The organism is Bacillus sp. EE-W1 (assembly GCF_009760835.1).
GTDB classification, from domain to species: Bacteria; Bacillota; Bacilli; order Bacillales; family Bacillaceae_G; genus Bacillus_A; species Bacillus_A wiedmannii.
Genome location: NZ_WIPE01000074.1, coordinates 218,680 through 231,379 on the forward strand (window position 1 = coordinate 218,680; position 12,700 = coordinate 231,379).

Sequence of the window (12,700 nt, forward strand, 5' to 3'; positions counted from 1 at the left end):
GTCTTATAAAACAGGGTTTAGTAGCGAGAATGGCGACTTATATTTAATAATACACCTACTGCCATTAACATTAATGTCAAACTTGATCCACCATAACTTAAAAACGGCAAAGTAATACCTGTAACAGGCATCAATCCTGTTACAACACCAACATTAATCATTACTTGAATCGCAATCATCGCCACAATACCTACTGCTAAAAACGTACCATATAAATCTGGCGCTCCTAAAGCTATACGAATCCCACGCCATAATAATAGACTAAATAATAATAACACAAATGAACCACCAATAAAACCTAATTCCTCCGATAAGATCGCAAATATAAAGTCTGTTTGCGGTTCAGGTAAATAAAGAAACTTTTGTCTACTTTGTCCAAGTCCAAGCCCGAATAATCCACCAGGTCCAATTGCGAGTAACGATTGAATAATTTGAAATCCACTTCCAAGCGGATCTGACCACGGATCTAAATATGATGTAATACGTTTCATTCGATACGGTGCTGATGCAATTAGCCCTACAAATCCTGCTACACCAAGCAAACCAAACATTGCAAAGTGAAATACCCTTGCTCCCGAGATAAATATCATAATAATACATGTTCCAACCATTACAGTTCCTGTGCCAAGATCTGGCTGTAACATAATCATCCCAAAAGCAAGAAATACAAAACTAAGAGCTGGTAGTAAACCACGTTTAAAAGAGGTAATTAATTTTTGTCGTTCCGCTAAAAATTTTGCTAAGAAAATAATCATCGCAAACTTCATAAATTCTGACGGTTGAATGGAAAATGCCCCGATTCCAATCCAACTTCGCGCACCTCCTCGAACAAGTCCTACCCCAGGAATAAGAACAAGAATAAGAAGAATGAAGCAAACTAGCAAAATTACTTTTGAATACGTACGCCACACCCAATAATCAATTTTCATAATTAAAAACATAGCCACTACACCAATACTTGCAAATAGCAATTGCCTTTTTGCAAAAAAGAATGAGTCCCCCATTTTATAAGAGGCCCAAACCGCACTCGCACTATACACCATAACCATTCCGATTGTTAACAACGCAAGTGTAACGATGATGAGAATAAAATCAGGCGTTTTCTTCATTACCCATAAACACCACCTCTTTAGGCAGAAACTTTTGCCCTATGTAACAAAACATCAGTAGGTGTTAGCCTACTGATGTTTTGATTTACTTTATATAAGTTTATGCACAGCTTGTATAAAAATGTCTCCTCTTTCTTCAAATGTTTTAAATTGATCCCAGCTTGCACATGCTGGAGAAAGAAGAATTACATCGCCATCTGTAGAATGAGCATAAGCTTTCACTACCGCTTCATCTAAAGTATCGACACTTTCAATTGTATCTAATCCCGCTTTTTCTGCAGCTCTTACTAGTTTTGGAGCTGTTTGTCCAAATGTTACAATTGCTTTTACATTTTTGAAATATGGAATTAAATCATCGAATTCATTTCCACGATCAAGCCCACCTGCTAATAACACAATCGGTTGTGTAAACGCAGATAAAGCTTTCTCAGTCGCTAACATATTCGTTGCTTTTGAGTCATTATAAACCTTACGATTGTTAATAGTTGTTACATATTCTAAACGATGTTTTACACCTGTAAAACGTTTTAATACCACCGTAATCGCTTCATTAGAAACACCCAATAATTTTCCGATACTCATCGCTGCTAAAATATTTTCTAAATTATGTTGACCAGGTAAAACGATATCGCCTACTTCAACAACTTTTTCACCTTTAAAACAAAGAGCATTCTCTTTTATACACGCACCATCTTCAATTTCTTTCTTTGTCGAGAATAGTACTTTTTGCCCTTTACTATAAGCAGATAAAGCCATCACATCTGCATCATCTGCATTTATTACACTATAATCATTTTCTGTTTGGTTTTTAAAAATATTTGCTTTTGCTAAACCATATTCCTTCTTCGTCCCGTGATAATCTAAGTGGGCCTCAAATAAATTTAAAAACGCAGCAATTTTAGGTTGGAACAATTCTACTCCCATCAGTTGGAACGATGAAAGCTCTGTAACTACAACTTCATTTTCTTTTGCATCCTGTGCTACTTCACACGCTACAGTTCCTATGTTCCCTGCAATTATAGGATGCTTTTGTCCTTCTTTTAGCATTTCAAATGCAAGCATTGTCGTCGTCGTTTTACCGTTAGACCCCGTAATCCCAACAAATGGCGCTTCTGAAATACGATATGCTAATTCAACTTCCGTAACAATTGGGATTTGCTTTTCTTTCGCAGCAACTAATATTGGATTAGAATACGGGATTCCTGGATTTTTTACTACAAGAGAAATATTTCTCTCTAACAATTCTAAAGGATGACCACCGCATACAACGTCCATTCCTTTTGCTTGTAATTCTGCAGCAAGTACATTATCTGCTAAAGGCTTTCCGTCATTTACAATAACATTTGCCCCTAATTTTTGTAACAACGTAGCTGCTGCATAACCACTTTTTGCAATGCCTAATACAAGAATATTTTTATTTTGAAATTCAGTTACAGTTTTCAATTACATCCACACCCCGATATAAATTCCTAACACAGCTAATAAAAATCCTACAGACCAAAATGTCACAACAACACGCCACTCTGACCAACCACATAATTCATAATGATGGTGTAATGGACTCATTTTAAAGACACGTTTTCCTGTTGTTTTAAAAGAAATGACCTGAATAATAACAGATAAAGTTTCCATTACGAATACTCCACCAATGATTACAAGTAGTAATTCTTGTTTTAATAAAATCGCTACAGCTGCAATGGCTCCACCTAAAGCTAAGGAACCTGTATCTCCCATAAACACTTTCGCTGGATTTGCATTGAATACTAAAAATCCAAGTACAGCTCCTACAACTGCCATACAGAATATCGCTACTCCAAATTGCTCTTGCGCTACTGCAATAATACTAAAAGCTCCAAATGCAATAGCAGCTGTTCCTGATAATAAACCATCTAAACCGTCAGTTAAGTTAACTGCATTTGATCCACCAATAAGCATAAATAATACAAGTACAAAATACGCCCAACCTAGTTCAAACTTAACATCTGTTCCCGGAATCATGATGTATGTGTGGAGCGCTTGCCCTTTTCCAATTAAAAAGAACGCAATAGCAATAACAAGCTGACCTACTAATTTTTGTTTTGATGTTAAACCAAGATTTCTCTTCTTAACTACCTTTATGTAGTCATCTAAAAATCCAATTAATCCGTAGCCAAATGTCACTAATAATAATAACGAAACCTCTGCACCTAAATGATTAAACTTAATCGCCATAATAAGTGAAGTTACCATCATAGATACATATATGACAATACCACCCATTGTAGGTGTCCCTGATTTTTTTTGATGTGACTTTGGTCCCTCATCACGAATACTCTGTCCGAACTTTAATTTCCTTAAAAATGGAATAAACAATGGCGAAAGGGCAACAGAAATTAAGAATGCTACCCCAGCCGTTACTAATAAACCTTGCTCAAGCACATGTAGTCCTCCTCTCATGTTGTTACTCTTCGTTGTTTAAACGCTCTGTAATTGCTTCTTTAGCGACTTCACGATCGTCAAAATGATGAACGTCTTTACCAATAATTTGATACGTTTCATGACCCTTACCAGCAATAATGATGATATCTTCAGCTTTCGCGTTAGCAATTGCATGGTATATCGCTTCTTTTCTATCAATAATTACTTCATAATTATTCCCATTTGCACCCTGCACCATATCATCTAAAATAGCCCCTGGCTCTTCACTTCTTGGATTATCTGAAGTGTAAATTGCATGAGTTGCATATTTTGTTGCAACACTTGCCATGATTGGTCTCTTTGTTCGATCTCTATCTCCACCACAACCGACGATGCAATATACATCGCCTTTTGCAAACTGTTTTGCTGTTTTTAATACATTCTCTAAGCTATCTGGTGTATGTGCATAATCAACAATAACTGTATAATTTTGTCCACCATCAACTACTTCAAAACGTCCTGGAACTCCAGCTAGTTGCTTTATTACATCAATAACCGTTTCTAAACTTACACCAGAAACAAGTCCTGCCGCTGTTGCCGCTAGTACGTTATATACATTAAATTTCCCAATCAATTTCATCGTAACATTTACACTTTCATACGGTGTTACAAGCGTAAATGTAGTTCCAGCACTCGTCATAACGATATCTTTGGCCATAATATCACTTGTTGTATCAATTCCATACGTTACAACAGTTGCCGCAGTACTTCTCATATATTCCGCAGTTACAGCATCATCGTTATTCAGTACCGCGTACTTTTCACGATCATGGTTATAACTATTGCCAAGTTGTGCAAATAGCAACCCTTTTGCATGTTTATATTCTTCCATCGTTTTATGATAGTCTAAATGATCTTGTGTTAAATTTGTAAACACTGCTACATCGTAATCACATCCGTGTACACGACCAAGATCTAAAGCATGTGACGAAACTTCCATTACTGTACTATCTACACCGTGCTCAACCATTTTTAAAAATGTCTGTTGAAGTGTTAGTGCATCTGGTGTTGTATTTTTCACCTCAAATGTTTCATCACCGATTTTCATATTAATCGTTCCAATTAGCCCCGTTTTATGACCATGTGCGCGCATAATCTCATCCATAATATGCGATGTTGTTGTCTTTCCATTTGTACCTGTAATTCCGATTAAATGTAACTTGTGTGTTGGTTGACCATAAAAATAATCAGCTAAAACCGCTAACGAACGAAAAGTGTTTTTCACAAGTACAACTGGAACGTCAACATCAATTGGTCTTTCCGCAACAATAGCAGCCGCTCCTTGTGCCGCTGCTTGCTTAGCAAAATCATGGCTATCAACCGTATATCCTTTCATACATACAAATAAGCTTCCCTCTTTCACTTTACGTGAATCAGCTTCTATAGATGTGATTTCTGGATTTTCTTTTGGAACAACTGGAAAATCATGCAAACATGATAAAAGTGTATGCAACTTCATTTCACTAAACCCTCTCTACATTGTGTATTTATCTCTTTTTTAATAAGCAACACGTTACCTCCTAAATATGTAAAATAGGAGGTAAGTGCTACTGTGTCTAATAAATAGACTTATTTATAATTGGGGCTCTTACAGCCTCAAATTAAGTAACTCTTCTATAAAGAACTCACTTCCACCAATTGTACCATAAAACGTACTAGGTTACCTTTAATTCCCGAAGTAAATTCTAATTTTTGAGCCTTCTTTCACTTTAGCTCCTGCTTCTGGGGATTGTTTAATTACTTTCTCTCCGTCTCCACTTATATCAAGCTTCAAATCGACGAGTTGTGTCTGTAAGTCTTTCTTTTTCATACCAATTAAATTCGGAACTTCCACAGTTGGTGTATCGCCCCATTTATATTCTCTCTCAACTTGTTCTTTTCTCGGTTTCACTCCCATAACAGGAAGTGCATCCCGAAGAATATTCCCAACAATTGGAGCTGCTACTACTCCACCAAATTGCGTTACACCTTTCGGATTATCAACAGCAACATAGACAACAATTTCCGGATCATCCGCTGGAGCAAAACCGATAAAAGATACTATATAATTATTCTCTAAATATTTACCATCTTTCACCTTTTGAGCCGTACCTGTTTTTCCACCTACACGATACCCATCAATGAAAGCACCTTTACCAGATCCCTTTGCTACAACATTCTCTAATGCATACCGAACTTTTTCTGAAGTTTCCTTGGAAATAACTTTTCTTTTTTCCACAGGTGTCTTTTTACTTACAACTTGATTATTTTTCGGATCAATAAATTCCTTAGCTATATACGGTTGATACAATGTCCCACCATTTACAGCCGCTGCTACTGCTGCTACTTGTTGAATTGGTGTTACAGAAACTCCTTGACCAAATGAAGTAGTTGCTTGCTCGACTGGACCGACTTTATCTAAATTAAATAAAATCCCACTACCTTCACCTTGCAAATCAATTCCGGTTTTCTGTCCAAAGCCAAAATTACGAATGTATTTAAACAATCGGTCTTTACCAAGACGATCACCAAGTTCAATAAATCCTGGGTTACATGAGTTTTGAACTACTTCTAAAAACGTTTGGCTACCATGGCCTCCCGCTTTCCAGCATTTCAATCTAGCTCCACCCACTTCAGCTGCTCCATCATCATAAAACGTATCTTTCTCTAAGTCTACTAAATTTTCATTCAAGGCTGCTGCTAACGTAATGATCTTAAATGTTGAACCAGGCTCATACGTACTCCATACTGGTAAATTTCTATTATACACTTCTGGAGAAACACTTTGAAAATCTGCTGGATCAAAACTCGGCCGACTCGACATACCTAAAATTTCACCATTTTTCGGATTCATTGCAATCGCAATCATACCATCTGGATTATATGTCGACTCTGCAATATTCATTTCTCTTTCCATAATTCTATTAATACGTGCATCAATTGTTAAACCTAAATTCAAACCAGCTTCTGGTTTTTTGAAATCATCGCCAACATTAGGCATCCTTTGTCCTTTTGCATCTGCAAAAAAACGCACATGACCTTCATCACCATTTAGCTCTTTATCATAATATTTTTCCAGTCCCATAAGACCTTGGTTATCACTACCTGCAAACCCTAATACGTGTGATAAAAAGTTGCCAAATGGATAGTACCGGATAGAGTCCTCTGCGATATAAACACCTTTCAAACTTAATCCTCGTACCTCTTTCGCTTTATCATGTGATATTTTCCTTCCGCCTTTATCTAACCTTACAATTGATTCTTTTTTTGTAATTCTCTTATAAATCTCATCTTTTTCCACACCTAATACTGCAGCTAACTTCTCTGCAGTCTCTGCTGGTTTTTCAATTTGCCTCGGTACAACAAAGACAGTTGGGGCACTTTTATTCGTAGCAAGTTCCACACCATTCCGGTCTAAAATTTTCCCACGTTCAGGTTCAAAAGTAATATTTCGACTCCATGAATCCTTCGCACGATCCGTTAACATATTGCCAAGAAAAAATTGCACATATCCAAGACGAATATCGATGATAGTGAAAATAAGTATACCTGATATGAGTATAAAAATAAGTCGTTTTCTAACCGTTACATTTGATACACGCATATTGGAACAAGCCTCCCTTACGCCTAGCTTGTTCCAATATATGCTTGTACTTATTTAATTAGAACTTCTTCTCTTTTACCATTACTGTTCTTCTGCTTCTTGTTGTGGTTCAAGTGGCGGTACAAGCGTTACACCTAACTCTGTACCAGGTTGTAACAATGTTCCTTCTGCCACACTTTGTTCGGTTACGTATCCGGTACCAGTAGGTTTTAGGTTAAGCTTTAATGTTTTTGCTAAATTCATAACATCACGAAGCGCCCAGCCTTGTATATTTGGCATTGTAGGTTTATCTCCCACTAAGAAGACTCGGTCACCCTTCAATGTTTGTTCAGTCGCTTTCGGTACTTGCTGCTGTACTTTCCCTTCACCTAATACGATTGGACGAAGTTTTGCTTTATCAATAGCTTTTTTCGCTTCTTCCATCGTTTTTCCGGTTACATCTGGAACAGCAGTTTGCTGCTCTTTCACATATTTCTTCGGATCTTTCACTTCATTAGGCTTAATCTTTAAATACTCTAAACTATTCTTCGTTACATATTTAAAAATATCAGCTAAAGGTTGTGCGCCACTCTCATCATCTTTCAATTTCGGTTGTTTAACAGCTACATATACAACAAGTTGCGGATCATCCATAGGTGCCATACCTAAGAACGAGAATATATAATTCTCTCTCCCTGTCATATAGCCACCTTTTCCATCCGGAATTTGGGCTGTTCCTGTTTTACCACCAACTGAATAACCATCGACTTTATAAGCGGTTCCTGTTCCTTTCGGCGATGTAACAACACGTTCTAATAACTGTCTTACTTGCGCTGCTGTTTCTTTTGTAACAGGTTTTCCCACTTCTTCTGGCTTATGTTCTAATTTTACTTCCCCTGTTATTGGATTTACAATTTTATCAACTGTATAAGGCTTCATCATTTTTCCGTCATTTGCAATAGCAGTTGCAGCTTGCACAAGCTGAATTGGTGTTACAGTAGAACCTTGTCCAAAAGCTGTTGTTACTTGCTGTATTTGCTGATCGAATATAATTGTATTTGAACCTTCACCAGGTAAATCAATCTTCGTTTTTTCATCTAATCCAAAACTATGAATATATTTTCGGAATCGTTCTGGTCCAAGTTTTTGATCCCCTAAAATTGCAAACGCTACGTTGGAAGAGCGCTCTACCCCTTCATCAAATGTGATAGATCCCCATCCAGCGCCACCGTTATGATCTTTTATTTTTCGGTTTCCGACTTGATATGTACCAGACTGATAATAATCTTGTCCTTTGTACACACCTTCATTAATAGCTGCTGCTAGCGTGAAAATTTTCATTGTTGATCCAGGTTCAAATGCATTTGCAATTGCGTCATTATAAAAATATTTAATATCCTCTCGGTTCGGATCATAACTAGGTTTAGTAGACATTCCTAATATTTTCCCTGTTTTTGGATCCGCAACAATCCCTATTAAGCTTTCTGGTTCATAATGTTTACTCGCTTCTTTCATTGCGTCTTCTAAAAAACTTTGAATACGCTGGTCAAGCGTTAAATATACATTATCTCCATTTTTAGGTGCCTTTACATTCACTTTTCCGCCGTCAAGAGATACGCCTCTACGATCGCCTGTATAAGCTACTTCTCCGTTAGAAGCTCCTAAATACTTATCCAAACTCTTTTCTAAACCAAATTGTCCTATAGCAATCCCCTTATCATCAGGTCTCGCATGACCTACGACATAAGATGCGAAATCACCGTTTGGATATACTCTGGCATTTTCAGTAATAAAAGATATACCTGGCAATTTTAATGCTTCTATTTGATCTTTCTGTTCTTTCGTCAAGCCCTTACCTAATTTCCCGAATTCCACTTGACTTTTATCTTTATTTAACGCAGCTAAAATATCCTCTTCGCCTTTTCCAAGTACTCCTGCAATTTTCTTTGCAGTGTCCTCTTTATTCTCAACCGGCTTCGCACCTTTTAATTCCGCTACAAGTTTATAAGAGTTTGCATCTTGCGCTAATACATGACCATTTTGGTCATAAATCGTTCCTCGATTTGCTTCGAGAACTCCTGCTTTACTATGTTTTTGCTGAGCGAGTTTATCCAAATCTTGATTATGCACTGTTCCTGTTGCTTGTATGTAAAAAAATCGGGCTAATAATAGCAAAAAGAGCAGGAGGAATAAAATCATAAAATACCCTGCTCCCTTATTGGTATGAAATTTAGTCATATTTCTCTTCATTTTCCCTTCACACCTATTGCCTTATTTGAGGCCCTTCACATTATTCGCATTAATTTCTAGCCCGTGTTTTTTTGCAACTTCAGCGATTCGTTCATAGCGACTTAACTTCTCTACTTCAGCCTGTAACTCTTGATTTTCTTTTTGCTTCTGTACAATTTTTTGTTCTATCGTCGCTGCTTCTACATTAACTTGATAAAGGCCTGCTTTATTTCCAATAAACGCTACACAGGCATACAATAAAAAGCCAATAAATGCTACATACAACAGTTTTTCGATTCTTGTAATCTTCGCTTTAGCTTTTGGCTGAACCATCTGCTGTGGGGGCGTTTGAATCTGTATCTCTTCTTGCGCTTGTTGTTTGTACTTTACAGCTAAGTTACTCATACCTCTCTCCCCTTTTTATCGTTTTTCAGCGATTCTCAATTTCGCAGAACGCGCTCGATTATTTTCTTCTAACTCTATATCAGAAGGTAAAATCGGTTTTCTCGTAATAAGCTTTAATTTTGGCTTAAATTCATCAGGAATAATCGGTAATCCTGGTGGCAATTGTGGCGTTGTGCTATTTCGTTTAAACGTCGTTTTACAAATACGGTCTTCTAAAGAATGGAATGTTATAACACTAACTCTTCCGCCCGGCTTGACCATCTCAATTGCAGATTCCAACGCTTCTTCAAATACTTTCAATTCATCATTTACCGCAATACGGATTGCTTGGAACACTCGCTTCGCAGGGTGTCCACCCGTTCTACGAGCAGGAGCTGGAATACCCTCTTTAATTAGTTCTACTAATTCTCCTGTCGTTTCAATAGCTTTATTCTCACGATACGCTTCAATTTTCCTTACTATTTGTTTTGAAAATTTCTCTTCACCATACTGGAAGAAAATTCTTACAAGTTGCTCATATGACCAGCTATTTACAACATCATATGCTGTTAATGGGGCATCTTGATCCATCCGCATATCTAACGGTGCATCATGATGATAACTAAAGCCACGCTCTGGTGTATCTAATTGTGGGGATGAAACACCTAAATCAAATAAAATACCATCTACTTCTGTTATACCTAATTCCTGTAGTTTTTCAGATAAATAACGGAAATTACTCTTTACTGTTATGAACTGCTCACCGTATGAAGAGAATCTTTCTTTCGCATTTTGAATCGCTATCTCATCTTGATCAAACGCGATTAATCTTCCACCTTCAGTTAATTGGGATAATAAATAAGAACTATGTCCTCCTCCCCCCAGTGTACAATCTACATATGTACCACCTGGCTTTATATCTAAGCCGTCTACTGTTTCCTTCAAAAGCACTGTTACGTGTTTAAACATTGTTGCACCTACTCTTTTTCCAATTAATTATGTTGAATGCATCTCCTCCTCCAAACGCATATTTCACGATTAGAGAACGAAATACTATGAAAGAACGACTCATTTAACTTGCCTACAAAAGCAGCATACTATACAAATCGCTATTTTCTTTTATTATATACTAAATTTTATCATCTTTTGCGGGAATTTAAATAAAAAACTGTCGAAAAAGATGATAATACGTTTACATTTTGTGCTATTTTGTCATATATTTAAGTATCCTGCATAATTACGATATTCACTTTTTTAAAATTGATAATTCAGAAAAATTTCACTTCACAGTAAATTCAACAAGACAAAAATAAAATCCTGCTCCTAAGAGCAAGATTCTATAGTTTTATAACATGATGTTTTCCGTCCCAAGAAAACGATTTTTCCATTACACGATCAACGAAATCCAAACCAAACTGATTTAAATAGTAACATACATTCCACACACGCTCTTGCGGCGCCCCTAATGGACGAAGTGCAAATTGTATACGACGGAATTTATTTAGCTGTACTTCATGTTTTTTCTCAACATTTCTTTTCAACATTCTTTCCAACAGTTCAATTTGTTCATTAATTTTGAATTCATTTTTCCCTGCAAACGCACTTAATCCAGGATCTATTTTCTTCACAAACTGTTGTAATGACGTATGGATATCAATTATTTCTTTTTTCGCCTCTACAAATCGATCATCTATCGGTTCCTCTATTTGATTAGATAACCAGTTTTCACGCAACTTATCTACGTTATTTAAAAAAGGATCACTGTCTTGCAATTGCAAATCGTATAAATCTGTCGCTATATCCCTCTCTACATAAGTGATTGTAATACGCGGAACGACAGGCGGCATTTGGAAACCAATCGTATGGAAAACTTGTTGCAATTCACTCCAGTAAGCTAATTCCCCTGGTCCTCCAATAAACGCGAGCGTAGGAAATAGATACTCTTGCATAAGAGGGCGCGTTACAACATTATTACTAAAGCGTTCCGGACTTCTTTCCATCTCTTCCATCAATTCCTCATATGAAAAGGAATACGCTCCATCCTTCCCTACAAACTTCCCTTGATCGTCTTCAAGTAATACTCGCTCATTATCAATTTCCATGAATATATGTACTGCATTATACTTTGTTTCAATAATCGGTTTATATCCTAATTCTTTAATTATTTCCTGTTGGTTATGAAGCCCCTCTTGCACTTCTTTATACTTACCTATAATTTGCTTAAAAAACGGCACTTCTAATTTTCTTAATTCAGGATGATGCGAATCAACAAGAATTAAACCAGAATTAACGAACATTTTCATAATAAGATGGGCAAAGAAATCTACATACGTATTCGATTTCCCCAAAGAATCATCAATAAATTGCAGTACATCCTTTGTAAAATTCGTTTCAGGGTATGTTTTGAAAATTTCTTCAATCCACTTTCTACAGTCTTCCAAAGAAAGCTCGGACTCTGAAGCACTCGCCACTTTCGGATTACGGTCATGAAAAATAGTCTTTTTTATTTTTTTATTCTTCGTTACAAAAGTATGATTAATTTCATCCATATCATGGTCTTCACCAGCAATCCAGAAAACAGGAACGACTTTAACACCTAAACTTTCTTCCTTTTCCCTCGCAAGCTGTAAAACTGAAATAATTTTATGAATTGTATAAAGTGGTCCAGTTAATAACCCAGCTTGTTGTCCAGCTATAACAACATATGTATTTTCATCTCCAAGCGCTTTTACATTTTGAATCGTAGCTTCTCCCGCTTGTAATTTTGTATTATATTCTAATAAATGCGCTACTAAACCTTGGCGGAAAAACTCCCTCTCACGCAAATCATGTACACGCTGTTTAAAAGCATCTTCTGTTAACATATAGTCAAAACACGACTGTATCTCTTTTTTACCGTTCATATAGTCCGCTACAACACCTTGTTGCGGAACAGAGATTTCTTTTATCTCCATATAAT

The 12,700-nt window shown here is 36.6% G+C and carries 9 protein-coding genes; all 9 read right to left on the reverse strand.

What is annotated here, in order from left to right; genetic code table 11:
- Positions 1-17 precede the first annotated feature (17 nt).
- Entirely contained in the window at positions 18-1,109 is a 1,092-nt protein-coding gene (spoVE, locus tag GFJ36_RS20310) for a stage V sporulation protein E (protein WP_000753516.1), read from the reverse strand.
- 90 nt (positions 1,110-1,199) lie between these two features.
- The gene (murD, locus tag GFJ36_RS20315; RefSeq protein WP_097889655.1) at positions 1,200-2,552 is read right to left on the reverse strand and encodes a UDP-N-acetylmuramoyl-L-alanine--D-glutamate ligase; all 1,353 of its coding nucleotides are present in this window, start codon (positions 2,550-2,552) and stop codon (positions 1,200-1,202) included.
- Positions 2,553-3,527, reverse strand: a complete 975-nt coding sequence (mraY, locus tag GFJ36_RS20320) for a phospho-N-acetylmuramoyl-pentapeptide-transferase (RefSeq protein WP_088064308.1) — start codon at positions 3,525-3,527, stop codon at positions 2,553-2,555.
- Positions 3,528-3,549: 22 nt separating this feature from the next.
- Positions 3,550-5,025: a UDP-N-acetylmuramoyl-L-alanyl-D-glutamate--2,6-diaminopimelate ligase gene (murE, locus tag GFJ36_RS20325; RefSeq protein WP_048546093.1), complete on the reverse strand. Its 1,476-nt coding sequence runs from the start codon at positions 5,023-5,025 to the stop codon at positions 3,550-3,552.
- A gap of 207 nt (positions 5,026-5,232) precedes the next feature.
- Positions 5,233-7,149 carry a stage V sporulation protein D gene (locus GFJ36_RS20330; RefSeq protein WP_001266227.1) on the reverse strand — a complete coding sequence of 639 codons (1,917 nt, stop codon included), beginning with the start codon at positions 7,147-7,149 and terminating at the stop codon, positions 5,233-5,235.
- 81 nt (positions 7,150-7,230) lie between these two features.
- A complete protein-coding gene (locus GFJ36_RS20335; protein WP_079998456.1) occupies positions 7,231-9,378 on the reverse strand; it encodes a penicillin-binding protein in 2,148 nt (715 codons plus the stop codon).
- A 21-nt stretch (positions 9,379-9,399) separates the two neighbouring features.
- Complete coding sequence (gene ftsL, locus GFJ36_RS20340) at positions 9,400-9,762, reverse strand: cell division protein FtsL (RefSeq protein ID WP_000067078.1); 363 nt, start codon at positions 9,760-9,762, stop codon at positions 9,400-9,402.
- Between the two features lie 15 nt (positions 9,763-9,777).
- Entirely contained in the window at positions 9,778-10,710 is a 933-nt protein-coding gene (rsmH, locus tag GFJ36_RS20345) for a 16S rRNA (cytosine(1402)-N(4))-methyltransferase RsmH (RefSeq protein WP_000472512.1), read from the reverse strand.
- A gap of 368 nt (positions 10,711-11,078) precedes the next feature.
- Positions 11,079-12,695, reverse strand: coding sequence for a bacillithiol biosynthesis cysteine-adding enzyme BshC (gene bshC, locus GFJ36_RS20350; protein WP_088064311.1), 1,617 nt, complete (start codon positions 12,693-12,695; stop codon positions 11,079-11,081).
- Positions 12,696-12,700: the final 5 nt, after the last annotated feature.

Coding starts and splice junctions, on each gene's coding strand:
- spoVE (WP_000753516.1), bottom strand. CDS start 1,109: ATGAAGAAAACGCCTGATTTTATTCTCATCATCGTTACACTTGCGTTG.
- murE (WP_048546093.1), bottom strand. CDS start 5,025: ATGAAGTTGCATACACTTTTATCATGTTTGCATGATTTTCCAGTTGTT.
- GFJ36_RS20330 (WP_001266227.1), bottom strand. CDS start 7,149: ATGCGTGTATCAAATGTAACGGTTAGAAAACGACTTATTTTTATACTC.
- GFJ36_RS20335 (WP_079998456.1), bottom strand. CDS start 9,378: ATGAAGAGAAATATGACTAAATTTCATACCAATAAGGGAGCAGGGTAT.
- ftsL (WP_000067078.1), bottom strand. CDS start 9,762: ATGAGTAACTTAGCTGTAAAGTACAAACAACAAGCGCAAGAAGAGATA.
- rsmH (WP_000472512.1), bottom strand. CDS start 10,710: ATGTTTAAACACGTAACAGTGCTTTTGAAGGAAACAGTAGACGGCTTA.
- bshC (WP_088064311.1), bottom strand. CDS start 12,695: ATGGAGATAAAAGAAATCTCTGTTCCGCAACAAGGTGTTGTAGCGGAC.